Annotated in this window: 20 protein-coding genes; 11 read left to right on the top strand and 9 right to left on the bottom strand. The window is 60.3% G+C overall.

All coding sequences use genetic code 11. The features are described from left to right. Window positions 1–155: 155 nt before the first annotated feature. From glgC to ABIE49_RS09780, 4 genes are all read left to right on the top strand, one after another. Entirely contained in the window at window positions 156–1,415 is a 1,260-nt protein-coding gene (gene glgC / locus ABIE49_RS09795) for a glucose-1-phosphate adenylyltransferase (RefSeq protein ID WP_192738795.1), read from the top strand. After that, on the top strand, window positions 1,412–2,863 hold the full coding sequence (gene glgA / locus ABIE49_RS09790; RefSeq protein WP_192738794.1) for a glycogen synthase GlgA: 1,452 nt from the start codon (window positions 1,412–1,414) through the stop codon (window positions 2,861–2,863). The genes glgC and glgA overlap by 4 nt, the downstream gene beginning before the upstream one ends. A 209-nt stretch (window positions 2,864–3,072) precedes the next feature. Next, on the top strand, window positions 3,073–4,062 hold the full coding sequence (locus tag ABIE49_RS09785; RefSeq protein WP_192738793.1) for an LLM class flavin-dependent oxidoreductase: 990 nt from the start codon (window positions 3,073–3,075) through the stop codon (window positions 4,060–4,062). A gap of 117 nt (window positions 4,063–4,179) precedes the next feature. Beyond that, window positions 4,180–5,169: an ABC transporter substrate-binding protein gene (locus tag ABIE49_RS09780; protein ID WP_192738792.1), complete on the top strand. Its 990-nt coding sequence runs from the start codon at window positions 4,180–4,182 to the stop codon at window positions 5,167–5,169. A gap of 128 nt (window positions 5,170–5,297) precedes the next feature. Here ABIE49_RS09780 and ABIE49_RS09775 read toward each other — a convergent pair whose 3' ends face one another. Together ABIE49_RS09775 and ABIE49_RS09770 are read right to left on the bottom strand one after the other, a co-directional pair. Then, window positions 5,298–5,798 carry a hypothetical protein gene (locus ABIE49_RS09775; protein ID WP_192738791.1) on the bottom strand — a complete coding sequence of 167 codons (501 nt, stop codon included), beginning with the start codon at window positions 5,796–5,798 and terminating at the stop codon, window positions 5,298–5,300. A 160-nt stretch (window positions 5,799–5,958) separates the two neighbouring features. Further along, window positions 5,959–6,222 (bottom strand): antibiotic biosynthesis monooxygenase, encoded by a 264-nt coding sequence (locus ABIE49_RS09770; protein WP_192738790.1) that lies wholly within the window; start codon window positions 6,220–6,222, stop codon window positions 5,959–5,961. Between the two features lie 324 nt (window positions 6,223–6,546). On the opposite strand from ABIE49_RS09770, the gene ABIE49_RS40035 reads away from it, so the two are divergent. From ABIE49_RS40035 to ABIE49_RS09750, 4 genes are all read left to right on the top strand, one after another. Continuing rightward, a complete protein-coding gene (locus ABIE49_RS40035; RefSeq protein WP_192738789.1) occupies window positions 6,547–8,016 on the top strand; it encodes a hypothetical protein in 1,470 nt (489 codons plus the stop codon). Window positions 8,017–8,294: 278 nt separating this feature from the next. Beyond that, window positions 8,295–8,762, top strand: coding sequence for a hypothetical protein (locus tag ABIE49_RS09760; protein WP_192738788.1), 468 nt, complete (start codon window positions 8,295–8,297; stop codon window positions 8,760–8,762). Between the two features lie 79 nt (window positions 8,763–8,841). Then, window positions 8,842–10,632: a type I secretion system permease/ATPase gene (locus ABIE49_RS09755; RefSeq protein ID WP_502915876.1), complete on the top strand. Its 1,791-nt coding sequence runs from the start codon at window positions 8,842–8,844 to the stop codon at window positions 10,630–10,632. After that, window positions 10,629–12,050, top strand: a complete 1,422-nt coding sequence (locus tag ABIE49_RS09750; RefSeq protein WP_192738817.1) for an HlyD family type I secretion periplasmic adaptor subunit — start codon at window positions 10,629–10,631, stop codon at window positions 12,048–12,050. The genes ABIE49_RS09755 and ABIE49_RS09750 overlap by 4 nt, the downstream gene beginning before the upstream one ends. A gap of 16 nt (window positions 12,051–12,066) precedes the next feature. On the opposite strand, the gene ABIE49_RS09745 is transcribed toward ABIE49_RS09750, so the two are convergent. After that, entirely contained in the window at window positions 12,067–13,002 is a 936-nt protein-coding gene (locus tag ABIE49_RS09745) for a helix-turn-helix transcriptional regulator (RefSeq protein WP_354066716.1), read from the bottom strand. A gap of 1,051 nt (window positions 13,003–14,053) precedes the next feature. On the opposite strand from ABIE49_RS09745, the gene ABIE49_RS09740 reads away from it, so the two are divergent. Continuing rightward, complete coding sequence (locus ABIE49_RS09740) at window positions 14,054–14,362, top strand: hypothetical protein (protein WP_192738786.1); 309 nt, start codon at window positions 14,054–14,056, stop codon at window positions 14,360–14,362. Window positions 14,363–14,972: 610 nt separating this feature from the next. Here the strand turns inward: ABIE49_RS09740 and phnY are convergent. From phnY to psrA, 6 genes are all read right to left on the bottom strand, one after another. Continuing rightward, complete coding sequence (gene phnY, locus ABIE49_RS09735; RefSeq protein ID WP_502915875.1) at window positions 14,973–16,385, bottom strand: phosphonoacetaldehyde dehydrogenase; 1,413 nt, start codon at window positions 16,383–16,385, stop codon at window positions 14,973–14,975. 50 nt (window positions 16,386–16,435) lie between these two features. Next, window positions 16,436–17,680, bottom strand: coding sequence for a phosphonoacetate hydrolase (phnA, locus tag ABIE49_RS09730; protein ID WP_192738784.1), 1,245 nt, complete (start codon window positions 17,678–17,680; stop codon window positions 16,436–16,438). 113 nt (window positions 17,681–17,793) lie between these two features. After that, a complete protein-coding gene (phnE, locus tag ABIE49_RS09725; protein ID WP_192738783.1) occupies window positions 17,794–18,591 on the bottom strand; it encodes a phosphonate ABC transporter, permease protein PhnE in 798 nt (265 codons plus the stop codon). 15 nt (window positions 18,592–18,606) lie between these two features. Next, window positions 18,607–19,422 (bottom strand): phosphonate ABC transporter ATP-binding protein, encoded by an 816-nt coding sequence (phnC, locus tag ABIE49_RS09720; protein WP_192738782.1) that lies wholly within the window; start codon window positions 19,420–19,422, stop codon window positions 18,607–18,609. Between the two features lie 50 nt (window positions 19,423–19,472). Further along, a complete protein-coding gene (gene phnD, locus ABIE49_RS09715) occupies window positions 19,473–20,348 on the bottom strand; it encodes a phosphonate ABC transporter substrate-binding protein (protein ID WP_210337461.1) in 876 nt (291 codons plus the stop codon). Window positions 20,349–20,424: 76 nt separating this feature from the next. Then, window positions 20,425–21,552: an iron-containing alcohol dehydrogenase PsrA gene (gene psrA, locus ABIE49_RS09710; RefSeq protein WP_210337460.1), complete on the bottom strand. Its 1,128-nt coding sequence runs from the start codon at window positions 21,550–21,552 to the stop codon at window positions 20,425–20,427. Between the two features lie 96 nt (window positions 21,553–21,648). Between psrA and ABIE49_RS09705 the strand changes: the two genes are divergently transcribed. Both ABIE49_RS09705 and ABIE49_RS09700 read left to right on the top strand, forming a co-directional pair. Beyond that, a complete protein-coding gene (locus ABIE49_RS09705; protein WP_192738781.1) occupies window positions 21,649–22,524 on the top strand; it encodes a LysR substrate-binding domain-containing protein in 876 nt (291 codons plus the stop codon). Between the two features lie 638 nt (window positions 22,525–23,162). Further along, window positions 23,163–26,081, top strand: coding sequence for a hypothetical protein (locus ABIE49_RS09700; protein ID WP_192738780.1), 2,919 nt, complete (start codon window positions 23,163–23,165; stop codon window positions 26,079–26,081). Window positions 26,082–26,151: the final 70 nt, after the last annotated feature.

Raw genomic sequence — 26,151 nt, 5'->3', positions numbered from 1 at the left:
ACCCGGAAGGAACAAACTTCAGAACTCGGCCGTTTTACATATCACTTTCCGATCAACCAATCGTCCCGCTACTATCGGTCCCGTGGCCCTCGATCTGCCCTCCGGACAAGAGAGGGTGTCGGGGGCATGCGTTGTGGTTCCCAGGGAGGACAAAAATGGCCATCGTCAACGAACCGCTTTCACGCCATGCGCTCGCCTTCGTTCTTGCGGGCGGTCGTGGAAGCCGGCTCCTGGAGCTGACCGACAGGCGCGCCAAGCCGGCGGTCTATTTCGGCGGAAAATCGCGCATCATCGATTTTGCCCTCTCCAACGCGGTGAACTCCGGAATTCGCCGGATCGCGGTTGCAACCCAATACAAGGCCCACAGCCTGATCCGGCACCTGCAGATGGGCTGGAACTTCTTTCGTCCGGAGCGCAACGAGAGCTTCGACATCCTGCCGGCGAGCCAGCGCGTCTCGGAGACCAACTGGTACCTCGGAACGGCGGACGCGGTTTATCAGAACATCGACATCATCGAGTCGCACGATGCCAAATTCATCGTGCTGCTCGCCGGAGATCACATCTACAAGATGGACTACGAGCGCATGCTGAAGCAGCATGTCGAACAGCGCGCCGACGTCACCATCGGCTGCCTGGAAATGCCGCGTGCGGAATCCAGCGGCTTCGGGATCATGGACGTGGATGACGATGGCATCGTGAAATCCTTTCTCGAGAAGCCGGCCGATCCGCCGCCGATGCCCGGCAAGCCCGACAAGTCATTGGCCAGCATGGGGATCTATGTTTTCGATTCGAAATTCCTGTTCGACGAGTTGCGGCGCGACGCGAACGACCCGAATTCGAGCCACGATTTCGGCAAGGATCTGATTCCCTACCTCGTCAAGAACGGCCGGGCGGTGGCGCACCAATTCTCCACCTCCTGCGTCAGGTCCGATGGCGATCCACGCAGCTATTGGCGGGACGTCGGAACTGTCGATGCCTACTGGGCCGCCAACATCGACCTCACCGACGTTTTACCCGAACTTGATATTTACGACCGTGCATGGCCGATCTGGACCCATGCCGAGATCACGCCTCCCGCCAAGTTTGTTCACGATGAGCAGGACCGGCGCGGACAGGCGGTGACTTCGCTGGTCTCCGGAGGATGCATCATATCCGGCGCCGCATTGCGCCGCTCGCTGCTGTTCACCGGCGTGCACGTCAATTCCTATGCAAACATGGAGAATGCCGTCGTCATGCCTTACGTGAATGTGGGCCGGCATGCGCGGTTGAAGAATGTCGTGATCGATCGCGGTGTTCGAATCCCGGAAGGTCTCGTGGTCGGCGAAGATCCTGAACTCGATGCGAAACGGTTTCGAACCACGGCGCAGGGTATCACGCTGATCACGCAGCCGATGATCGACAGGCTAGATGCATGAGCGAGCTTTGCGTCCTTGCGGTCGCCTCTGAAATCTATCCGATCGTCAAGACAGGAGGTCTTGCCGACGTCGTCGGCGCGCTTCCGGCTGCGCTGCAAGCGCATGGCATCGAAACGCGGACCCTGGTGCCGGGATATCCCGATGTCATCAAGGGGCTGACGGTCGCGGAGGAATTCCTCCATGTGCCGGAGTTTTTTGGCGGACCGGCCCGCCTGCTCGGTCGCGTGCATGGCAACCTCAATTTGCTCGTGCTCGACGCGCCGCATCTCTTTGCACGGCCCGGCAACCCCTACGTCACCCCTGATGGCAAGGACTGGCCCGATAACGGCGTGCGCTTTGCCGCGCTTTCGAAGATGGCCGCCGAAATCGGCCAGGGCGCCATTCCCTCGTTCGTGCCTGATGTGGTACATGCCCACGACTGGCAGGCTGGCCTCACGCCTGCCTACTTGCACCTTACCCATCAGCGCCGGCCCGCCACCGCGATGACGGTCCACAATCTGGCCTATCAGGGCAAGTTTCCGCATCACATGCTCGGTGCGTTTGGCTTGCCGCCCGAGTCTTTCTCGATTCACGGCGTCGAATATTACGGCACGATCAGCTTCCTGAAAGCGGGCCTGCAATTCTCCGATCGCATCACGACGGTTTCGCCGACCTATGCGCGCGAGATTCAGACCGATGAGGGAGGTATGGGGCTGGGTGGGTTGCTGCGCGAACGGTCGCAGGTCCTGAGCGGCATCCTCAATGGCATCGATATGTCGGTCTGGAACCCGGAAACCGACCCCGACATCGCCGCGCGTTTCAGCGCGACCGAGCTGGATTCCCGTGCGGCAAACAAACTGGCACTGCAGCGCCGGTTTGGTCTCGATCAATCCCCAAGCGCCCTGCTGCTCGGCGTGGTGAGTCGGCTGTCCTGGCAAAAGGGACTGGATATCCTCCTTGAAAACCTGCCGACCATCCTCGGCGAAGGGATGCAGCTCGTCTTGCTCGGAAGCGGAGAGGCGGGTCTCCAGCAAGCTTATCAGGCCGCCGCAAAAGCGCACCCGGGCCGGATAGCGGTTCTGATCGGCTACGACGAGGCTGTCGCCCATCTCATTCAAGCCGGCGCCGATGCCCTCGTCGTGCCGTCACGCTTCGAACCATGCGGCCTGACTCAGCTTTGCGCCTTGCGATATGGCACTGTCCCGATCGTATCGCAGGTCGGCGGCCTTGCGGATACCGTCCTTGACGTAGGTGAGGCCGGTGGCGCTGCAACCGGCTTGAAGTTTGGGCCCGTCACGGCCGAAGCCCTCGCTGGCGCCCTGCAACGAGCCAATTTCCTGTGGCACGACCAGCAAGCCTGGCGAAGGTTGCAGTACAATGGCCTGTCGACGGATGTATCGTGGCGCAATCGGGCGAGCCGCTACGCCGCCCTGTATCGCGATGTCGTCGCGTCCCGCCGGAATCAATAGCACCGCATTTGTCGCGGCCGCTTTAGCGGCCGTCGGCGGAGCCCGGCGCTGTCGGTTGGTCGCCATTCGATTTCAGCAGATTGACCCTCGCGGGGACAGTATCCATATGGGAAGCAAGAATCGGATGAAGCCTGCCGTTTCGGACTAGCAAGCATGCGGCCTTGTAGCTCGGGCGGCGTCATTTCAAGTGGTTTCGTTCGGGAGTTTTCATGACTGCACTGTCCATCCTCGATCTCGTCCGCGTCACCGAAGAGACCGATGCGCGCGGCGCGCTCTACAACGCCCGCGATGTCGCGGTTCATGCCGAGGCCTGGGGTTATCGCCGCATCTGGGTGGCGGAGCATCACAACATGGCCGGCATCGCGAGCGCCGCGACCTCGGTCGTGATCGGTCATATCGCAGCGGGAACCAAGACCATCCGGGTCGGTGCGGGCGGCATCATGCTCCCCAACCATGCGCCTTATGTCATCGCCGAGCAGTTCGGCACGCTGGCGCGGCTGTTTCCCGGCCGCATCGACCTTGGGCTCGGCCGCGCCCCCGGCACCGACCAGCTCACGTTGCGCGCCTTGCGCCGCACGCCTGAGGCCGCCGAAAATTTTCCGCAGGACGTTCTGGAGGTGCAGGCCTTCCTGGCGCCGGCCGGTCCCAATCAGCGCATCCAGGCGGTGCCGGCGGCTGGAACGGAAGTGCCGCTATGGATTCTGGGATCGAGCAATTTTGGCGCGATGCTGGCGGGCGAACTCGGGCTTCCCTATGCCTTCGCCTCGCACTTTGCACCCGAGCTCCTGATCCCGGCGCTGCAGATCTACCGCAGCCGCTTCAAGCCGTCCGAGCAGCTCGACCGTCCCTACGCGATGGTCGGGGTCAACATCATCGCGGCCGACAGCGATGACGAAGCGCGCCGGCTGGCGACGACGCAGCAGATGTCTTTTACCAACATCTTCCGCGGCGCGCGCGGCCTCAGCCAGCCGCCGATCGATGACATCGAGAGCTATTGGTCGCCGGCGGAAAAGAGGCAGGCGATGGGCATGCTCGCGCGTTCCATCATCGGCTCGCCCGAGACGGTTCGCGCCGGCATCGATGCGCTGGTTGCGGAAACCGGCGCCGACGAACTCATGATCGTGTCCGATGTCTACGATCACGCCAAGCGGCTGCGCTCCTTCGAGCTGATCGCCGGCGCCGCGGGGATTGCCGGCTGACTTTCTTGTTCGCGCGCGCACAACGCTCAGATCATATTGCAGCAAGGAGTCGGATTTCGTCCTATCAAAGCACTCGTCTCAACCGCTAACATGCCGTCTCCAGCATCGGGGAACGACATGCGGCGCCGTGATTTCATGACACTGCTGGTCGGAGCTTCGGGTGTGGCTTGGCCGTTTGCTGCGGACGCCCAGCGGCCGGCCAGGATTGCGAGAATAGGTTACCTTGCGACCAATCTAATCAATCAGGGTCTGCTCGAAGCTTTCCGTCAGGGACTGCGTGACCTGGGTTACGTCGAAGGCCGTAACGTCGTGATCGAATACCGGGACGCCCAGGGAAAGCTCGAGCCGCTCCCGGCCCTTGCGGCCGAACTGGTCGCGCTCAAGGTGGATGTCATTGTGGCTTCAAGCACGGCGGCCGCTCAGGCAGCCAAGCAAGCGACCGCGGTTATTCCCATCGTCTTCGCAACGGTTCCCGATCCGGTTGCGACCGGGTTGGTCACCAGCCTTGCGCGACCGGGCGGCAATGTCACGGGGTTGTCTAACCTCAACGCGGACCTTGTCGGCAAGTGTCTGGAATATCTCACGCAGGCCGTTCCGCGGGTCAGTCGCGTCGCGGTGCTCTGGCAGCCCGGCGCCTTCGGCGAACGCACGGAAAAGGAAATGCTGCAGGCCGCGGCAGCCGCCGCGCGGGCGCTCGGGATCCAGCTTCAATTCGTGCAGGCGCGAGATCCCGTCGATATCGACAAAGCCTTTTCGGAAATCACCGGCGCGCGGGCGGACGCGCTGACTGTACTCGTAAGCGGCATGCTGCTTGGTGAGCGAAGACGCCTCGTGGACCTCGCTGCCGAGAACCGGCTGCCGGTCATCTACACATTCAGAGAGCTTGTCGATGCCGGCGGCCTTATGTCTTACGGACCGAGCCTGGATGGTTTGTTTCGGCGCGCCGCCAGCTACGTGGATAAGATACTCAAGGGCACCAAGCCTGCCGACCTGCCCGTTGAGCAGCCAACCAAACTCGAGTTGGTCATTAACCTGAAGGCTGCGCAGGCGCTCGGTCTCACCGTGCCGCCGACACTGGTTGCTCGCGCCGACCAAGTGATCGAATAGACCTACACGCGCGGTGGTTGGCGCCGAAAGACCGCGTCATCCGTGCCTGCGTGGGCGATGCCGCTCAAGCCATTCCTGCGGCGCGACAACAAGCAGGCGGCCGGGGCTGGAGATTGCGGCCCCCTGAACTAGAGTTCGCAGCCGGCTGTATTCAAAGCCTTGCGCAAGCCACCAAACGCGCTTAGCCGACAGTGCAGCGGCTCGCTGGCGGCTTTTGAGCGCTCGGCACTGGTAGCGCGCCTGATATCGGCAGTTCGCCTGATATCGGTGGCCTTTGGTTTCGGCTTGGGAAGGGCAGCGGTAGTGACCTTCTTTGATTTGGGATCGTGCCGGTGGCGGTTAATCCTTGGGGCCTCCGAAGGCCATATGAAGGTGGCTTCCGGAGGCGGCGAGGGAGAAACGCGTTCGTTGACCAGAGCAGGCTGCGCTGGCGTCTCGGTTTTCGCATAGTTAACTTCAAGCTTATCGGCCTTCGCCAACGCATCATGTGAATCGGAAATGTCGACGGTTGTTTCGGCGGGGGGCTGAACGACCGCTACTGCAGTACGCGGCGGAGTTCTGAGTTCCATCGCCGCAAGCGCTCCTATCCCCAATGGGATGAGGAGGCCCAACAACACCATTCTCAACATGATGCTTCTCCGGCCATGATAGTGCCGGTGCAAATTCTCCGCTCTAATGGGGCAATCTGGCGGCGGTCCACGCAGGAACCTCACCCGCGTGCAGGATGTTTGCCGACAGGGTTAACCGCCCGCCGATCTCGCCTTATCGAGAGTATCAGCCGATCAAGGATCAGCCGATCAAATGGATTGTCGGCGCGCCCTCCACGCCGGCCTTCTGCATCGCAGCCTTCAAATCATCACTCGCCGTCCAGGCGCGCGCCTTGGCCAGGTCCGCCACGTTGGCAACGATTACAAGGTCGTTGGCGTCTTCCGTGTTGCGGTAGACGCGGCAGTTCGTGACTCCAGCCGCGGTCCGGCTCGATTCGTGGGCGTCATAGCCCGGACGCCATGCTGCGTAGTCGCGGACTCTGTGATGGATAATCATCGAAGCCATCGGTCCCTCCCGCATGTTGTTTTCCAGCGAAGGGCTGCGCCGATCGCCGACCAAGATCGTAAGCTTCTTTGCAGCTGGCGTCTAATGGATGGCCTGCTGCACTGCAATTGCGGGCCGATATGGCGCTTCGATCAGCAATGACGCGCGCCGCTATTGGAGCGGACCCTCCGTCCGAACGGGTATAGCCGTTATGACGTCTATCATCCGAAGCGCTGCAATCCGAATTGACGACTCGGCTTTTGACTGGCGCAGGGTGACATTCCTTCCTTGGGTCGGGAGAGTCCCGTCGAGTTGTGCAGTGCGATTGCGACGAGGGAGGCGACCATGAATTTTTGGCAGATGTCCGACGGAATCCGACTGCATCATCAGCAGCCCCCTCACCATGACGGGTACGATGGCCAAGGCGTTCGAGACGTGGCATGGCTGGATCCTTCACTGAATTTCGCGATCGGCACCCGTTACAATGGCGCTGGCGACGGCGGCTATGGCTCCTTCTTCGGTGCGGAGATGCACCCGCCTGTCGCGCGTTCTAATTGGCTTGACGCCGGACACGGGGGTATTCAAAGCAAGGCCGATGCCCAGTCCAATGCGGTGCACTCCGATCAACACGCCGGCCAGACGGGCCGCAATGATGGAGGCGGCAGCGCGACGACTGGCGCAGAGGTATCAGCCCTCAATTCTGGTTCCGGCCCGGGCCATGGCTGGCTTGATTCCACCACGATCCAGAGCGGGGCCAATCAGGCCGGCAACGGCGGAGATGGATATTTTTATGGAGGCACCATTCATGCCTCCTTGCTCATTTATCAGCCGATCAACATCGCGGTCGCGATTGGATATGGCTCCAGCGCCCACGCTGAACAAACCAACAATGTGAGTATCGATCAATCAGCCGTTCAGATCGCCGGCGTCGGGGGAAACGGCGGCAATGGCAACGCCGCATCGGGAGGAAACGTCGGCAGTTCTTCTTCTGGCGCCGACCTGGTTGCGACCGGCGGCAATGGCGCCGGCAATGGTGGCGACGGCTACTTCTTCGGGAGCCTCGTGAACGCTCCTGTCGTTATCTACCATCCAGTAAATATTGCCATCGCCGGCGCTGGAGGCACGGCCGTGGCTACTCAGTCCAATACGGTTGAGGTCGATCAATCCGCCGTCCAGATCGCTGGTGTCGGTGGCAATGGCGGTAGCGGAAATGCGGCAGGCGGCGGCAACGTATCGATACTCGGACACACTTCCGGATCGGGCTTCGGCGGGACTGACTGGCTGATACATACTGGCGGCAATCATGCGGGCAATGGCGGCGACGGTTACTTTTATGGAGGCCTCGTCCACGCATCCTTCGCGATCTACAACCCGGTCAACATTGCGGTGGCTGGGTATAATTCCAGCGCGCACGCCTTCCAGGCAAACAACGTGCAGCTGGATCAATTCTCCTTTCAGATGGCTGGCCTCGGAGGAAATGGGGGCAACGGCAATGCCGCAGCGGGCGGAAACGTCTTCTCCGGCTTCGGAGGTGGCTCCAATGCCATCGCAACCGGGGACAACGCTGCCGGCAACGGTGGCAGCGGCCATTTCACGGGCAGCATGATCGATGTCAGCATCGCGATTTATGCGCCGATCAACATTGCGATCGCCGGCCCCAATTCGACGGCCGAAGCCGACCAGATCAACAATGTGATGCTCGACCAGAGCGCGGTCCAGATCGCAGGAATCGGCGGGTACGGCGGCCACGGCAATCTTGCGCTGGGTGGTGATGTCGCCGCGCATCTTCTGTCTGAACTTCATTTGATAGGATAGAGCGGGAATTCGCTGCCGCTCCGATGGTGAGGCCGAAGCCGCTCGCGTCCCGCTGATCGACCAGGAGCGCTCGCAGCTTCGCCATGCTGCGTCGCCATCGAGAGGTGCCAAGGCATGTAAAAGGCATGTAATCCTTTCGTGTGTAACGCCTACCGAACAGGATGGCACTCCATTTGCCATCTATCCGGCTCATGCAACTGGGGATCAGACTTGTTGACACATCCGCTATCCTGATCCGGACGGATGGTGCGTGAAATTAACACAGGACGGAGGCTGATATGATGGCCAAGGCAAAGGGATTGATCAACGTTTCCGACTCCATCGAATTCAAATCGATCAACACCGGGGGCAACAACGCCGGAAATGGCGGCGACGGCAGCTTCTCGGGAAAAATCGTCAACCAACCGAGCATCAGCTTCGATCCATACAACAAGGCGAGCGGTGCCAGCGTGGACGTGAAAACCGGCGATCACGTCAATCAAAAGGCGGAATGGGATGCCGGGGGCGCAAACGGAAAGGCTTCGTGGTTTGCGAAGGCCGAGGGAGGAAAGGCCACGTCGAACGGAAACCAGGACTCCGACAGCGGCCATAATACCTCCAAGGTATACGCCAACACGACGGCGCAGCAGTCAAACTCGCTGAAGGCGGACATGCATCAGGAAGTGGTGGCTGGTATCGGCGGCGACGGTGGAAACGGTAACATCGCGCTGGGTGGAGACGTCCACTTCGAATTCGATACCTTCTGATCGGCAGCTTGTCCGACTGGCAAGACCGGCGGCAGCGGCCGCCGGTCCACGACCCGGTCGAATCCTCAGGGCTCTGGCGGTGACGACAATGCTGATGCCGCCCCTCCGATTAAACCTCGCAGCACAGCCACAGACGAGGCTGCAGGCGGCGCTCTGGGCCTGCGCCGGCACGCTTGGCATCGTGTTCGCATACAGTTGCAGCTATAATCTGCTGCTCTTCGCTCCGTCCATCTACCTGCTTCAGATCTATGATCGGGTCTTGTCGAGCCGGAGCGGCCACACGCTTCTGATGCTCACCCTGATCGTCGCGCTCACCGTTGTGGTTGGTGGCGTGCTAGACGCGCTGCGCCGCGCCGTGTTGGGGCGGCTCGGGGCGTGGCTCGAAGATCGCCTTCGTCCCTCCGTGCTCTCGGCCAGCCTCGAATGCGCCAACCGCGGCAACCCGGCGCAGGCATCGCAGGCGTATCGGGATCTCACTGTTCTGCGTCAGTTCGTCGAATCCAATGCATGCCCGATACTGTTCGACGCGCTCTGGGTACCGTTGTTTCTAAGTGTGCTTTTTCTCGTACATCCTTTGCTGGGAGTGATAGGAGCCTGCAGCGTGCTCTTCCTGTTCGGCCTCGCGCTTGTCGGCGATGTCCTCACCGAGGATGCGCAAGCCAGGTCCGGAACTGCCTGGACCAGAAGCCATAGCCGGTTCGCGACGGCTGTCGACAATGTTCAATTGATCCATGCCATGGGGATGCGCGACCGCGCCGCGCGCCTGATCTGCCAGGCTGCGCAGGATGCGCGAAGCGAGCACGAGGACGCCCAGCGGCGACACGAGATCATCATGCTTGTCGCAAAGCCGGCACGCGCATTGGCGCAGGTCCTGATCATGGGAGCCGCCGCGTGGCTGGTGCTCGACTACAACAGAAGCCCCGCCATTATCTTTGCCGCGACACTGCTGTTCAGCCGCGCGCTAGCACCCGTCGAGGGTGCCATCGCTGGCTGGAAAGCTTTCGTGACGGCCTTGAGCGCCTACCGGCGGCTCACGGACATCCTCGTCGTCATCCCCGCTGTGCCGGAGAGCGCGGGCATTGCGTCGAACCGGGGCCGTCTCGTCGTCGACAATGTCGGCGTGGTATTGCCAGGCTCCGGCGGATTCCTGCTGAGAGAAGTCTCGTTCAGCCTCGCCCCTGGTGAATGCCTTGGCATTATCGGTCCGTCCGGCTCCGGCAAATCAATGCTCGGCCAGGTCATTGCCGGAATCTCGACGCCAACTCAGGGGCGCGTCCTGCTCGACAACGTCGACGTTTCGGTCTTGCGTGAGGGAGGGGACGATCGTCACCTCGGATATCTGCCGCAGGATATCAACCTGTTTGGGGAGACAATAACGGATGTCATCGCAGGGCTGGATGATGGCGATCCGCAGAAGGTCATCGCAGCCGCGAAGCTCGCCGGAATCCATGACACCATCGTGGGGCTGCCACAGGGGTATGACACCGTCATTCCCGGCGGCGGCTGTGCTTATTCGCGCGGGTATCGCCAGCGTCTCGGCCTTGCACGGGCTTTCTTCGATGACCCGCGCCTTGTCGTGCTCGACGAGCCGAACGCCAGCCTCGATTACGTGGGCGAGCGCGTGCTGTTCGATGCCATCGAGCAGCTGAAGAAAGCCAACATCACGGTGATCATCATCACCCATCGAATGGGTATTCTCGCGGCCACGAATAGAATTGCCATCATGCAGGGCGGCGCCGTCATGGCATGTGGCGAAAGCGAGGAGATTTTCGAGAGGTATTTGAGCCGACCGCAAGTCGCATCACAGGTCACGTTGCCCGAGAGTACGCCCGCAGCCGCCAACGTGTCACCTCAGCGAGTTGTCCCGTGACCGACGTTCCAGACAAGCCGCCGCATTCGTCTTCCCTCGTCCCGGAGCGGCGAACCAAGGTCGTGATTACCGCGATCGACGATATCGAGCCTCTGGAGTTTGCATGGTGGACGGCCCCGACGCCGGCCTCACCTCGCGCCGCACTCCGTGGCTTCACCTGGGCAGGCAATCTGCTGGTCGTCTGCTTTGTGCTGGGCCTCGGGATCTGGTCGGGCTTTGCGCCACTCGAGAGTGCCGCGATCGCTTCCGGCGTCGTGGAAACGGAATCGAGCCGGAAGACGATTCAGCACCTTGAGGGCGGCATCGTCAGGGAAATCCTGGTTGCCGACGGCGACGCGGTGCGCGCCGGGCAGGTGCTGATCTGGCTGGACGACACAAGGGCCCGCGCCGAGGCGCAGAGCCTTCAGGGCCAATTGTGGGACGCGACGGCACGTGAAGCAAGGCTCCAGGCCGAGATGCAAGGGCAAGAGCATGTGTCGTTTCCCGCCAGCATGGCGACTGCGGGGAAAGAGAATTCATCGGCCGCAGATGTCCTCACCGCGCAGCGAAACATCTTTGAAACGCGCCGGCAGGTCTTCCGGTCTCAGCTCGCCGTCGTCCGGGAGAAAAGCCTCCAGGTCGACAAGGAAATCCTGGGCCTCAAGGCGCAGGAAACCGCCGTCGCGCAGCGGGCCGCCATCGCCCGCGAGGAACTGGACATGGTGGCCACCCTCGTCAGCAAGGGGCTCGAACGGCGGCCGCGCCTTCTTAACCTCGAACGGGAAGTGGCTGAAATACAGGGGCGGCGGGGCGAGATCGCCGCGCATATTTCGCGCGCCGAGCAGGTCATCAGCGAATCGCAGGCGACGCTGCTCAAGCTCGAGAACGACCGGCAAAACGAAATCGCGCAGTCGCTGCGCGAGGCACAAAACCAGATATTTCAGCTACGCGAGCGATTGCGGGCGGCCGTGGACCAGCTGTCGCGAACCGAGGTCAAGGCTCCCGAGGACGGCGTGGTAACCGACCTGCGGATTCACACCCCCGGCGGCGTGATCGGGGCCGGTGCGCCGCTTATGGATATGGTGCCCCGGCAGGATCGCCTCATCGTGACCGCGCGCATCAAGCCCGAGGACATCGATGTGGTTCATCCAGGATTGAATGCCGACGTGCAACTGCTGCCCTACAACCAGCGCCGCGCGCCGCGTCTCAGTGGAACAGTGACGCACGTATCCGCCGACCGCCTCGTCGACAAGCGTACCGAGCAGCCCTACTACGCAACCAAAATCCGCGTGCAGGATGCGCGGATCGCCGAGCACGACATCCGGATCATCCCCGGAATGCCGGCACAGGTGTTCATCACAACCGGGCGCAGCACCGTGGCGCTCTACGCCCTGAGGCCCTTGCTCGACAGCTTCAACGGCGCGTTCAAGGAGGATTGAGCCGCTACGAGCTGCCTCAAGATGCGCCTGTGCTGGTATCGCGTTCATGACCCGACAGCCGGCCGCTCCAGCGGAGCACCGCCTCAGTGCGGTTGCGAGCGGCACACTTGCGCATGATATGATGAATATGCATTTTAACGGTGTTTTCCGAAAGGTTGAGTTTAGCCGCAATCAGCTTGTTCGGAAGACCGAGCTCCAGTTCCGCAAGCACGTGTTGCTCGCGAGGCGTGAAATCGATCAGGTGTTTTTCCGGCGCGTCTTTCGCAACGTCAGCGGCCAGGTATCCCGACGGCAACTCGGCAGCAGAGAGCAATTCCGGCGCTGTCGTCCCATTTTGCGCGATGATCGGAAGTGGTCTGTAGACCCCGCCGGCGAGAACAAGACGCAGGCCGGCAACCGCGACCTCGACCGGGATCGAGGTCGGGAAGAAGCCGCGTACTCCCCTGTGCATTGCTGCCAAGGCCGTGGCCTCGTCGTCACGGTTCGACAAGAGCGCGATGGAGGCATTGGGGCAGTAGTCCACGAGGAGAGCAAGATCGTCCTCGACGGATGGGTCGGCGATGGACTTGTCCCCGGTACTCAGCGCCACCAGGCAAACATCTCGTCCCGACACCAAGTCCAGACCGTCCGTGGTCGCCATTTCGACGATTTCCAACCCCGGCAATTCCCGCCGGAGAATGCTCAAGATGCAGGTACGCGTTAACGTGAGAGGCTCGATGATCACCAGGGCCGGTATTTGCGGCGATCCATTGAGCCGTTCAGCGTGGTTGACGACTTGGTCCATAATAACCCCGAATTCAAAAAGCTGTTGGGCCACCCCACTGATTCCAAATTTCCACCGATCATAATTGCCTGGCGCCATGTCCATGAGAGATGCCAGATTGAGCAATCGGTGCTCAAAGGTCTCAGGGATATCCACGACGCCGCAGTTGCAGGAGGAAATTCTTTCCACGCAATTTCACAGCCGGGCACGATGCGATTTCATCGCATCGCGCGCATTCTGGGCTTCTGAGCATGATAGAACCGGTATCCGCAATCCCGGATCATGCCTTAGTTGCAGATGTTACGATACGCGATCGCCGCCGCTGAATCTGCCTTGCCAGCGACGACGTATGCATCATCCTCCTTCACGAGATATAGAAACGGCCTGTCTCCGGTATCTGAACCGGACGCATTCTTCCCTCTGACGTGACCGCAGATAGTGTCCACCGGACGCCCCCACATATTCAATCTGACGGCCCGCTTCATGTCGCCGAACTCGGCGGACGCCGGATCATCCATCTTTGCTGCGACCGAGATCTTTGCCTTGGCCAGGACGGGATCCGGGCGTTCGGCGGATCGATAGGTTGGCGAGGCGGGGGTCGTCGACGGCGCGTGCGCGGTTTTGACGACGTGAGCCCGTCCGCGGGACGCGGCCGATAATGGTTTCCTGGACTTGACCGCAGCGGACTTCGCTCCAGCTGTTGCGGGATATGGCCTGGGCGCCGCTGACTTCTGCGCCATCGGCGGACCGGTCGGGGGTCCTTCGAGGCAGCCTTGTGGCGCGCACTCCCGGAGGCTTGCCTGCGACGGGCCAAGGCCATAGCCGATAAGGAGTCCAGCTAGTACGCCAATGAAAAGCAATCCCATGCAATTCCCCTCCTCGAGGGCGGAATTCCCATTGCACTCTTGCCGCAACTTCTTGATTTTACTGCTGAGGGATTATCTGTTGCGCAAAAGCGTTAAGCGCTCATTAAGCGTGCATCCCGTGCGAAATCACGCTCCCGCATGGTTAACGTTGACACACCGTCAGTCGACCGCTCGGCGGGCGCGTCGCCGGCGTCTCGCACGACTGGCGGTTGGTCAGTCAGCTGCGAGAAGATAGTCCCGGGACGTTGCGTTCAGTACGGAAGAATGCGAGGCGTCGGCGCCGAAATGATCAAAACAATGATTTGCGGCAGTTCGAGGCGGGCGACCCGCCTCGATCGTGTTAGTGGCAGGCAGCATCTGCAGGGAGAACACGTATGACGAATTCCGAGGATGATCCGCCTCCCGCAGTCGGGGCCTATTGGGTCAAGGAGGAAGATTATCAAGCGTTGCTGCAACTTTTTGACGATGGCAACAAGATGCCACCAAGCTGGAAAGAATGGCTGAAGATGGCCGAGGAAATGGAGCAAGGGCTCAAGGCCTATGGACACGTCGTGCTGCGTGTTTACATCGACCCCGCCACATTCACAGACTGGTGCGCCGCTCATGGTACAAGCCCAGACAGCGCCGGACGCAGAAAGTTCGTCGCGGCGGCGGTAACCGAGAGATATGGCCGACAGGCCTGACCAGCACCGTCTTGGCGAGACGCCGGCCCATCGCCAGTCGCCTCGAACAGCACGTTCGGCCGGGCCTGCCCTTGGGGTTTGCGCTTGTGCGGGTGATTCGTCATGCTGTGGATTGAAGCTCTGGCTTTATCGCCCTTGTGAACCGTCGCTCAAAGATGAACGGGACGATTGACGAAATGCCTATCGGCACACGATTCCGATAATCAGATCGCGCCAACCGCAGATGATGTGCGATGCATACGCGACCATCGACAGCCAGGCCAGGGTTTAGGTACGACGTGGTTCCAGGCGCCGAACTCCCGCATTTTGATTGACCGCGATGCCAATCTGCACGCCATTCTACAACCGTTCGTCGCACGTCCCCGACCACCTCGAAGGGCGCATTACCCTGCCATCATCGGTTGCCAGAACATCATGACCCAGTCGCGTCCAGTGTACGACGCCGTCGCGCAATGGATCTCCAGAGGAGACCCCAGCTCGAAGATGTTGCCCGAGGACGCCCGAACCGATGGGGCTGCGGTACGCGTTGAAGATATGGAGAGAAGCAGCCGCCCTCGCAAACCCGCGGGTCGTCTCGGGGATGCAACTTGGCTCGGCCGCACCTCACAACTCAGCCTTGCCAAGGCAGCGAGTACGTCCGCACGTTAGTGAAACCCTTCATGGCTTCCACAACCCCTTCCTTATAGCCCTGCCCGGAGTCTTTGATGCCGCCAAACGGCGACATCTCGGTGCGATAGCCCGGCACCTCCCAAACGTTCACCGTGCCGACCTCAAGCTCATTAACAAAGCGCGTAATGTAATCGAGGCGATTGGTGCAAACGCCGGAAGAGAGCCCATAGGCGGTTGAATTGGAAATGCGGATCACCTCTGCAATGTCGTTTGAGCAGCGGATTATCGGAATCACCGGGCCGAACGTCTCCTCGTGCACGAGTTCGCAATCGTACGGCACGCGATCGACGACAGTCGGGGAATAGAGCGCACCCTGGCGATCATTGCCGTGAAGCAGCTCGGCGCCCTTCGTCACCGCGTCATTGACCCGATTTTCGAACAGCACTGCGGATCGTTCGTTGATGACCGTGCCGACGTCAGTTTCTGCATCGGCAGGGTCGCCGCATTTCAGCTTCTTGGCCTTTTCGAGCACGTATCTCGAGAATTCATCGGCGACCTTCTCCACGACGAGAATGCGCTTCACCGCCGTGCAGCGCTGGCCCGAATTCTTCGTCGCGCCCTGCACGGCGAGCTCGGCCGCCTTGTCGAGGTCAGCGTCTTCCATGACGATCAGTGGATCATTGCCGCCGAGCTCGAGCACAATACGTTTGTAACCTGCGGTATGGGCGATGTGCTTGCCGACGCGCACGGAGCCGGTGAAGGTGACCAGGTCTGCGTCCGGATCCGTGATCATCGCATCGCCCATCGTGGACGGATTGCCCGTGACCACAGAGAGCATTTCGGGTGGCAATCCCGCTTCGTAGAGCACGTCCGCGAGCGCAAGTGCGGTCAGCGGGGTCAGCTCAGTCGGCTTGAGCACGACACGGTTGTTTGTTGCGATCGCAGGCGCGAGTTTGTGACTCACCATGTTCAGCGGATGGTTGAATGGTGTGATCGCCGAGATAACGCCGAGCAACGGTGTGCGAAGCGTATGGATGCGGCGCGCCTTGCCGTTCGGCGAAATGTCGCAGGCATAGGACTCGCCATCATCCTTGACGGCGAGTTGCGCGGCGAACGACCAAACGTCGTACGCGCGCGTCGACTCGTAAATCGCGTCCTTCCAGCAGAGGCCGGACTCTGCGGAGATGATACGTGCGAAGGATGCGCGCCGCCCCCGCAGCAATTCAGCGGTCTTCTGCAGGATTTGCTGACGCTCGAAACGTGACAATTTGGACTTGAACGCCTTCGCCCTGGCAAAAGCGTCGCGTACGTGTTCGGGGCGCGCTGCCGGCACGGTACCGACCAACGATCCGTCGTAGGGATTACGGACCTCTATCACGTCATCGGTCGTGATGTGTTTGCCGGCAATGCGCATGGCCTCTCGCTTTGCCGCATAACTGAAAGGTACGTTCATGGGCTGGATCCTCAATCTACGAGATTAAGCGCGACGTCGAAAACGTCGAAATTGCGCAGGATATGCCCCGGCGGAACCTCGATCTTGCGGTTCGCGATCATTGGTACGGTCTGCTCGGTGAGGCCGCCGTGCGAACGCAGTGGCTCGGTGAGGCCCGAGAGATCGTGCTTGGCAGCGGCGGTGCCCAACACCTTGTGTCTGGAGGAAAGCACGACAACGTCACCGATGCGATCCGCCGGGAGTTCGAACCGCTCGCAGGCCTCTTCCGCGGGAATCGCCACTTCAACGCCGGATACGGTCTTGATGAATTCGATCACGGCTTGCCGCTTGTCGGTATCGACATAAACGGTCGCGAAGGAGCCGAGCGCGCCGTGATGTGCCACGTACGGATCGGTGATCGGCAGGATGACGCGGGTTTCTCCCACGCCGAACTTTTGGTCCAGGAGTTCCTGAAGATAGATCACGTCCGGCTGACCATCCGGCAGGTGCTTGTCGTTCATGCCGTGATCGGCGGTCACCACCAGCACGCAGCCCAGCGCATCGAGTTCGCCGACGTAGCGGTCGAACATCTTGTAGAAACTGTCGGCTACTTTCGAACCCGGCGCGGCCTTGTGCTGCACGTAATCGGTGGTGGAGAGGTACATCACGTCCGGCCGGAACGTCTTCAACAGCTTCACACCGGCTGCGAACACGAATTCCGACAGATCCGCCGAATAGACCTCCGGCAGCTTCATGCCGACGAATTCGAGCACCCCCGCGATGCCGTTTTCGGCCATCGTCGCCTTGTCGGCTTTTTCCGACGAGAAAGCGATCGCGGTGCCGGCGCTAAAGTCGAGGCCCTTGCCAAGGAGCGTGCGGAGCTTGTCCTTCGCCGTCACCATCGCAACCTTGCGGCCGGCTTTCTGAAACTCGGCCAGGATCGTCGGCGCGCGCAGGAAGCGCGCATCGTTCATCATCACCTCTTGTTTGGCCTCGCGGTCGTAGAAGAAGTTGCCGGCGATGCCATGAACGGCCGGCGGCCGGCCGGTGATGATCGAGAGGTTATTCGGGTTCGTAAAGCTCGGAATGACCGACAAGGCCGTCGTATTTGACCCGGTCTTCATGATCCGATCGAGATTCGGGCAAAAACCCTTCTCTATCGCGGCCTCGATGTAGCCGGGCTCCGAGCCGTCGAGGCAAATGACGACGGTCGACGCATTCGGCAGGCGGTAGGTGCGGCCATTAGCGGTCACCAAAGCAGGGGTACCTGTGAGCATGGCTCTTCCTTTCCAGAAATGCGCCGCACGCTGGCGCTCTAAGGGGTGCCTTTTCTCGGCAACGCCGAGTTCGATATGAGTGACCGGCAGTGTTGACCGCCGGCCAGGTCGCGTCAGCGGATCATCGAGCGGACGCGGGAGGAAAGCAGATCGGTGACCAGCACCATCGCGAGGATCACGAGAATGCAGGTCGCCGTGTCCTGATACTGGAACAGCTTCATCGATGAGACGAGTTCGAAACCGATGCCGCCGGCGCCGACCATGCCGAGCACGGTGGATTGGCGAACGTTGGTCTCGAGGCGATAGAAGATGGTGCCAAGCCAGGTCGGAAGAACCTGCGGTAGCACGCCGAAGAAGAAGGTCTTGAAAGGCCCGACGCCAGCCGAACGGAACGCTTCGAGCGGACCTTCGTCGATGTCCTCCATCGCCTCGGCGAAGAATTTGCCGAGCATGCCGGCGCCGTGAATTGCGAGGGCGAGCACCCCGGCGAACGGGCCGAGGCCGATGGCGGCTACGAAGATGAGCGCCAGGATGATCTCGTTGATACCGCGCATGCAGTTCAGCACCTGGCGGGTGGCGTGGTAGATCGCCGGATGCGGTGAGAGGTTGCGCGCCGCGAAGAAGCTGATCGGAAGTGAGATTGCGACGCCGAGCAACGTTCCCCAGATAGCGACCTGCAAACTTTCCAGCGCGGGCCGCCAGAGCTTCTCAATGAACCCCAGATTTGGCGGCGTCATGCGAACCAGGAAGTCCCACATGTAAGGAATGCCATTCCACAGATTGGTCGCGTTGATCTGCGATCCGACCGCGGCCCAGTAAAGGAATGCCAGGATCACCAGACCGAGAGTGCCGGTGCCCCACCAGCCGAAGCGGCCCTGAGGCGGACGAAGGACGAGTTGGTAGCTGGACATGTATCAGTCTCCTGCTCAGGCTGATGCCGCGAGGGCGACGGGAGGGATCGACGACACGAGGCGCGGGCCGGCGCCTGGCCGCAGGACGCGGGCGACGCCCGGGTCTTCAAGGCCCGGATAGATCTGATGTACGACATCGACGGTCAGGTGATCCGGCGTATCGTCGAAAACCACCTTGCCGTCCGAGAGACCGACGATGCGCTCGCCAAACTCCACGGCGTAGTCGACCTGGTGGAGGTTGCAGATGACCGCGATCCCTTCTTCCTTGCAGATCGTCTTGAGATATCCGAGGACGACGCGAGAGGTTTTCGGGTCGAGGCTCGCCACCGGCTCATCGCACAAGATAACCGCCGGCCGCTGCGCCAGTGCGCGGGCAATGCCGATGCGCTGCTGCTCGCCGCCCGACAGTTGGTCGCCGCGCGACATCGCCTTGTGCGTCAACTCGACGCGCTGGAGGCATTCCATCGCGATCTCGACATCCTTCTTCGGGAAGATTTGCAGTGCAGAGAGGACCGACGACATCCCGGCCATACGGCCGACCAGAATGTTCTTGAGCACGGTAAGGCGCTTCACCAGGTTGTGGTGCTGGAAGATCATCGCGACCGGCCGCTGATGCCGGTTGGCGCGCGTCGAATCGAAGACGGTGCCGTCGATTACGATGCGACCCGCGTCGGGTTGCGTCAAACCGTTGATGCAACGGAGCATCGTCGATTTTCCTGCGCCGCTGGGGCCGAGGACGACGAGGAACTCGCCGGATTTCACCTCGAGATCGATGCCCTGGAGCACCGGCTTCCCGCCGTAAGATTTCTTCAAACCTTCGATCTTGATCATCTGGGTCGTCCTATGCCGGAGGGTTGGTAGGGCGCAGCAGTGCAGCGGACTCATTTCATCTTCTTGAGATCGAGATTAAGCGCCTTGGCGGTATCCCGGATCACGTCGTAGGCCGCATCGTTGGTTTCGACAAAACGGTTGAGCTTGCCCTGATCGGCCCAGGTGATGTCTTTAATGTTCAAGAACGCGTTCTTGATCTTTGCCTTGAGCTCTGGCGAAAGGTTCTTGCGCCAAACGGTCGGCGACTCCGGGATCGGATCGGAACTCCACACCACGTGGATATCCTCGCGCTTGACGAGATTCTTCTGCACGGCAGCATCGAGGATGCGGTCGGCGATGGTGGCCGCGTCGACGCGCTTGTTGGCGACCGCCAGCGCGTTGGCATCATGCGAGCCGGTGAAAAGAACGCGGCCGAAAAATTTATCCGGGTCGATGCCGAGCTTGATCAAGCCGGCCTTGGGGAAAAGATGACCGGAGGTCGATGACGGATCGACGAACGCGAAAGTCTTGCCCTTCAGATCGCTGATGTCCTTGATACCGCTGTCTTTCCGCGTGATGATCTGGCTGTGATAGAAGGTGCGGCCGGACTTCGAGGTTTCCGCTGTCGCGAATGCTTCGATGTCGGCGACGCTCGTGCCGAGCACGTAGGAGAACGGTCCGAGGTAAGCGACCTCGACGTGGTTCGAGCGCATCGCTTCAATGACGCCGTTGTAGTCTGCGGCGACAAAGCCTTGAACCTTCATGCCGAGGTTCTTCTCCAGCGCGTCGAGCAGTTGTTGGCTGGACGCCAGCATCGCCCGCGAGTCCTCCGACGGGATCAGCCCGACGCGGATGACATTGTGCGCGCGAACCACGTGCGGCATGGCGATCATTGCACCCGCGACAACCGTGGACCCGAGCAACATTCTCCGACGCGTGATGTTCATGTTTTCCTCCTTCTATTCCGTGGTCTTTGCGACCTTTGCCGGTAGTTTGGATTGCTTCGCCTTTATGTCTGCTTCACTAAGCCGCCTTCACGGTCGGTCTTCCGATGAAATTTCTACCACGCTCGCCCTCCAGGGCCTTCTCGACCAAGCGTGTCCACTCGGCAGGCGAAACCCCGTAGGCGGCTGGATCGGTCTTGACGCCGATCCCCTCGAGGAAGGACCGCAGCTTGCGGATACCTTCGTTGAGGTCCGGGCCAAAGATGCGGCGCAGCGCGGCGTCGCAGTCAGCGCTGTTGCCTATTGCCCACCCCATCACGAGCGGGAGCGAGAACGAACAGGCGATGCCGTGGATCAGCCCGGTCTTAAGTGTGATGTCATATGAGATGTTGTGCGCCAACGCCGTCTTGGTCTGCGAGAACGCGAAGCCGGCGAGCAGACTGCCGCGCGCCTGGCGGGTGCGCAGATCGAGATCGCCGAGATTGTCGAGCAGACGCGGCAGCGTTTCGATGATCTCGCGCGCGGCCTCGACCGCGAAGCTGGCGGAAACCGGGTTGGCGTTGACGTTCCAGATGCTCTCGAGTGCATGCGACAACGAGTCGAGACCGGTCGCCAGAGTTAGCCCGCGCGGCGCCCCGAGGATGAGTTGCGGATCCAGCACGGCAGCTTCCGGGTATAGCAACGGATGCGCGAGCGAATACTTGCTGCCGTTCGCCGAATCCCACACGGTCGCCCAATGGGTGACTTCGCTGCCAGTTCCGGAGGTAGTCGGCACCGCGATGATCGGCACGATCGCCGAGGTGTCGAGTGGCACCTTGTCCGTAAGATGACGGCGGACATTCTCGAAGTCGCCTTTGCTTGCGGCCAGCACCTTGGCGGCATCCATCATCGAGCCGCCCCCGAGGGCAACGATGACTTCCGGCGCTTGCGTAGCGGCACCGAAGACGCGGCAGGACTTCAACAGATCGGCGCAGTCCGGGTTGGTCTCGATATTGTCGATGACGGCGACCGGCTCGCCCGCGACCTTCGTGAGGCGCGCGGCCAAGTCGTTGAAAATGGGCTGATTATAGGTAACGAGGGCATAGCGTCGCTTGCCGATCAAGCCGGCGACTTCATCGAACGTTCCAGCGCCGAAGCGAAGCTTGACGGGATTCCAGTAGTTCCACCGCATGACTTCCACCCTTGATCGCGCCTGCAGCGCTGCCACCTGCGCTTCTCCCGAGCGCTCGTCTTGAGTGGACCATCGATGAAAGCCGATACATCGACAAATTGATTTTTTCGGAGAAATAGATAGAATTATTCTATGCGATATACTCAACTTCGTTCCTTCCATGCGGTCGCAACGGCAGGCGGCTTCAACGCCGCGTCGGATGCCGTCAACATCACGCAGCCAACACTGACAGCGCAGGTCGGCGCCCTAGAGGAGGAATACGGTGTCGACCTCTTCATCAAGAAAGGGCGTCGGCGCGAATTGACCGATACGGGACGACAACTCCTGGCCATTACGTCACGCCTGTTTGCCGAGGAAGAAGAGGCCGTTGCATTCCTTGAGCAATCGCGCGAGCTCAAGACCGGTCGGCTCTCGATCGGTGCGGTCGGCCCGTATCACGTGACCGAGATGCTTGCGGCCTTCAATCGCGCCTATCCGGGAATCGAGCTTGCCGTGAAGCTCGGCAATTCGCACGACGTGCTCGCCGATCTCTTAGACTACAAAAGCGACATCGCAGTGCTCGCGCACATCGACGAGGATGATCGTCTTCTAACCGTCCCGTATCGACGCCATCCAGTTGGAGTATTTGTGCGCACAGACCATCCTCTCGCGAAGCGGAAGAACATAAAAATCGCCGCACTCGAGGGTGAGCCGCTGATCATTCGTGAGACCGGTTCCACGACGCGACGCGCGTTCGAGCAGGCGCTCGCCAAAGCTAAGATTAGACCGCGCATCGTTATGGAAATTGGGAGCCGCGAGGCGATTCGCGAAGCCGTCATTCGAGGGCTGGGAATAAGCTATGTATCAGAACCCGAGTTCGTTCCGGATCCTTCGCTCCGTCTCATTCCAATCGGTGATGCGGAAATCTTCACTTACGCACATGTTGTAATCCTACAAAAACGTGAAACCAGCCGGATCATCCGCGCATTTCTCGAAGTCGTCGGAAAAACAAAGCTCTCCACAGAATAGCGTCAGGCTTCCTATACCACGCATAGTTTAGCCTTCGACTGCAACACGTTCAATTCCGCCTGCACACGCTGGATGTCGCTGAATTCTATTTGATCTCTCGCTGCACACATCGTGCACAGCCCCTTAGGGCATTGGAAACGCTAAATTCTCGTCCCAATCCATCATGGGAAGTTTGAGCAGGTCCAACGAGGAGGAGATGCCCAAATTTAACATGGGCCTCCACTGACCGCTTCGCGCGTCAAAAGCAGACATCCGGTCCAAGTCAGCTTTTGACGCGAAGCCGACACTGAGAGCTCCATCGACGGCCATGCGCGCGCGAGAAAAGGTTCAATCCGTGGGCAGCGCCGCTTCGAGCGCTGCGTCAACCGCCACCATCGCCGGCTTGTCGGTCCGCCCAAGCGCTGCTGCCAAGACCGCGTAACAGTCCGAACAATGTTGTTGTAAGGATTTTGCTCCTAGAGTGACACGGCGGACGTTTGGGCTCAAACTCCGTAGCCACCGGTCTCCGCTCTGGCACATAGGCCTCCCGGCAAGTCCGCTGGTTGGCCCACTATAAACCATTCGGCCACTGATCCAATTGCGCGCTTGATCGATCGCCTGCAACCTGCTGAAACTCCTTTGGCTTGGGGGAGAAACACATGGGGCGCAGGAAACTCGCATTGCTCGCTGCTTTGGCGCTGTCGGCTGGTGCATCACACGGTGCAGTGGCTCAACAGCGCGAACTTATGGAGATGTTCGGTAACTTCGTTCGTTCGGGTGTGACCGTGGCAACGCAGCAAGCCTGGCAGCAACTCCCGCCCAATGAGCTGTCGTGCACCGACCAAATCCTCCGCGAACGGGGCTTTTCGGTCAATCAAGCCATACAGGAAGGCGTGAACCCGTCCGACCCACGGGTTTCCTATGCTCGCACCGCCTGTCGTACGTCAGTGGGCCAGTCTTCAAACGCCTCCAATAGGGGCTCTGGATCGCCATCCGGTGCCAACGCATCGATTTACTCTGTCGACGGGCTAACACTTGGCGCTCGCGTGGCGTTTGGGACCGCCACGTATACCGAATACTCATGCGGCCCCAGCAGCCAGTTTGTTGGCTTCACCTGGTGCCAACGGAAGAAAAACGAGCGAGGCGCTCGTGGTGCATTCACCTCGAGCTATTCGATACTCCATGCTTCGGATGGCACCGTCGCTTATGTTAACCGCTTTTTGGAGCCCGCTTGGTTTTCCGGAACCGAAGCTAATGATGATGTAGGTCGGCTGACAAAAAGGTTCGGCGCAGGACCCGCGAGGACAGTAGATATCCCAGCCAACTCGGCAGGCCTGACCGGTCTCATTGCCCTATGGGGCGACGTAAAGCTTCTGCCGTTAGACGCTCAAGGCGTTGCCCAACTGGGAGCTGGAAAGGATGTCCGCTCGGGAATACTTGTGGACCATCTTGGTAACTTCCGCCGCTCAGCCGAGCTGAACCTGCCAATCTATCGAGTAGCGGGCGGCCCAGGATATGTATGGGCAGCGAGCTGGGATCGAAGCGGAACGGGCACTCTTCGTTTTTTTGCCGCTGACCTGCCGGCTCCAGCCAACCAAGTGGCTGAGAGTCCGCCAAGGAACGAGCCTCGCCCAGTGGAAGCTCCGGTAAAGGCGCCGTTCTCTAGCATGCTGAACACCCCATCCGTGTGCGAGCAGCTTCAGGCTGCCGAAACACAGCTCGGATCGAGCAGCCAAAACCAAACATGCCCTCTCGTAGCTGAATGCCGCCAGCAGCTAAACGAAAGAGCCACTACCGTCGATACCTACCTCAAGCAAAGCCCGGAAGTCTCTCGTTGGCTTCGCGAGCAGAGAGTTTCGTCGGGGGTTCGAGAATCGTATCGGGATCTAGGAGGAGCGCTTGTCCGGGCTCAGATCCCGATGTCAGGGAATTGCGGCTACGACAGGATGTATATCCAGCGATATTGGATCACATTGCGCGGTAACGCCAACGGCGGGGTCCAACGTCCGCTCGACCTGTGGAAGTCTGCTGGAAGAGCACTCCAATCCGACATCCAGAACACGCTTGCTCAGGACGAAAAGACCTACAACGAACTCCTGGAGAACACTGACCGGTATCAAGGGCGGGATGAGTTGGCCACGGACTTCGGCGCTTACAAGCAATCCGTTCGCAACGAAGACTATGAGACCGCTCTAAGCATGCGCGCTGCCCTTCTCAACAAGTTCGAGGTCGGAAATCAACGGAGGCAGCTACTGGATAATCAAACCTCAAAAATCAAGTCCGTGACACAGTTAGTCTCCGATTGGTTGAACCAACTATCGGGACCGCTCGTTGTCGTCGCGGATCAAGCAACGATCGATGCAGTGCGCCAATTGAAAGGCGACCTGGATTCGTTGGCGGAGCGACGCGACCGAACGAAAGCAGACGTCTCCTTGGATTTGAACCAGGTTACAGCTCGACTGGATCAGGTTCGCCCCAATGTCGCCAAGATCACTAAAGCATTCCAATGGGCGAAGGACCTTTCGGAGGCCCGCAATTCGGTCCTCAATGACATTCCGGTGGTCAAGCGGAGAATTGCCAACCTGCCAAACTCGCGCCTTGTGCCTACCGAAACTCAAAAGGCCGCTGAGCTCGACAAGGTCGCCAGCGACCTAAGTACCTATCGCCCAGACGACGTGGAAAAGCAGGTCGAGTTCCAAGGCGCGATAACAAGGGCGAATACTGCCCTTTCCGAGTTGCGAACTGCCGTTTCGCAGCAAGAAGGTGTCGACAGTCTGACCAACGACATCGAACGTCTGAACTCCCGCGTGTCCGCGCGTGGCCGAGATCTGCTGGACAACAAGACCGGTCAAGCATTGGCCGATCTTGCCTCACAGCAGCAATCCCTGAAGCTCATGAAGTTCCCCTTGAACGAAGACCAGTTACGCACCTACTCGAAGACGAAGGATACTTTCGATCGGGTCTCATCCGATGTCGATACAGTGATGGCAAACGGTGAGAAGCGGCGTGAAGTGCAGCGTCTCGGCGACCAATACTCGCGGGAGAGCGGCACGCGATGGTCTTTGGATCAGAAGATTGATCCTATGACCGATAAACCTGACTACAAGGCTTCATCGGTTCAGAAGAATGACGAAGGGGCAGTTGCCGAGATCGAGGCCAGGTGCGCGGAACGCGGCATAATCAGCTTCACTGCCCTCGTCGTGGACCAGGATGGGAAGCCAACGATATCGTTCCCGAACTACAATCCCCCTGAACACGTCTTGATTGGCAAGCGGCGCTTCAATGGCGATGATCCCCAAGCTGCGGCGCTTGTCAGCGATCAATTCAATAATCGGTTTTCAATTCTGTTTCTTCTCGGGCAACCCGCACAAGCGCAGCCTGACAAGGGCCGACAAGGCAATCCGGTTGAGCAGATTCAGCTGCTTTCAAAGGCCCTCCAGGTCGGGATTGTCGGAGCCCAAAAGGCTGACGAGACCTGGCGTGTTCTCGTTCAGATCGAGACCAGCCGAGGTTCTCTGATCCTGAAGATCCCAACCTTCGAGCGAAGCATCAGGAAGCTGGTCGAGACCTGCTCATAGCTGCACTCCCAGTACTAGCGAAAGGCCGCAAGATCGCCTTTCGGCTGGCACGATCCAGGGGTGCAGACGG

Origin of the sequence: Bradyrhizobium sp. OAE829 (assembly GCF_040546575.1) — a bacterium.
Taxonomy (GTDB): domain Bacteria; phylum Pseudomonadota; class Alphaproteobacteria; order Rhizobiales; family Xanthobacteraceae; genus Bradyrhizobium.
Note: the sequence above shows the minus strand (reverse complement) of the source record. Positions and strands in the feature narration are given on the sequence as shown.

What these genes read in the sequence shown, in the direction of transcription:
- phnE (WP_192738783.1), bottom strand. Translation starts at nt 18,591, where the DNA reads ATGTCCAGCTACCAACTCGTCCTTCGTCCGCCTCAGGGCCGCTTCGGC.
- ABIE49_RS09775 (WP_192738791.1), bottom strand. Translation starts at nt 5,798, where the DNA reads ATGTTGAGAATGGTGTTGTTGGGCCTCCTCATCCCATTGGGGATAGGA.
- ABIE49_RS09760 (WP_192738788.1), top strand. Translation starts at nt 8,295, where the DNA reads ATGATGGCCAAGGCAAAGGGATTGATCAACGTTTCCGACTCCATCGAA.
- ABIE49_RS09770 (WP_192738790.1), bottom strand. Translation starts at nt 6,222, where the DNA reads ATGGCTTCGATGATTATCCATCACAGAGTCCGCGACTACGCAGCATGG.
- phnD (WP_210337461.1), bottom strand. Translation starts at nt 20,348, where the DNA reads ATGAACATCACGCGTCGGAGAATGTTGCTCGGGTCCACGGTTGTCGCG.
- ABIE49_RS09700 (WP_192738780.1), top strand. Translation starts at nt 23,163, where the DNA reads ATGGGGCGCAGGAAACTCGCATTGCTCGCTGCTTTGGCGCTGTCGGCT.
- glgC (WP_192738795.1), top strand. Translation starts at nt 156, where the DNA reads ATGGCCATCGTCAACGAACCGCTTTCACGCCATGCGCTCGCCTTCGTT.
- glgA (WP_192738794.1), top strand. Translation starts at nt 1,412, where the DNA reads ATGAGCGAGCTTTGCGTCCTTGCGGTCGCCTCTGAAATCTATCCGATC.
- ABIE49_RS09740 (WP_192738786.1), top strand. Translation starts at nt 14,054, where the DNA reads ATGACGAATTCCGAGGATGATCCGCCTCCCGCAGTCGGGGCCTATTGG.
- ABIE49_RS09780 (WP_192738792.1), top strand. Translation starts at nt 4,180, where the DNA reads ATGCGGCGCCGTGATTTCATGACACTGCTGGTCGGAGCTTCGGGTGTG.
- phnY (WP_502915875.1), bottom strand. Translation starts at nt 16,385, where the DNA reads ATGCGCATTGCCGGCAAACACATCACGACCGATGACGTGATAGAGGTC.
- phnA (WP_192738784.1), bottom strand. Translation starts at nt 17,680, where the DNA reads ATGCTCACAGGTACCCCTGCTTTGGTGACCGCTAATGGCCGCACCTAC.
- phnC (WP_192738782.1), bottom strand. Translation starts at nt 19,422, where the DNA reads ATGATCAAGATCGAAGGTTTGAAGAAATCTTACGGCGGGAAGCCGGTG.
- ABIE49_RS40035 (WP_192738789.1), top strand. Translation starts at nt 6,547, where the DNA reads ATGAATTTTTGGCAGATGTCCGACGGAATCCGACTGCATCATCAGCAG.
- ABIE49_RS09785 (WP_192738793.1), top strand. Translation starts at nt 3,073, where the DNA reads ATGACTGCACTGTCCATCCTCGATCTCGTCCGCGTCACCGAAGAGACC.
- ABIE49_RS09705 (WP_192738781.1), top strand. Translation starts at nt 21,649, where the DNA reads ATGCGATATACTCAACTTCGTTCCTTCCATGCGGTCGCAACGGCAGGC.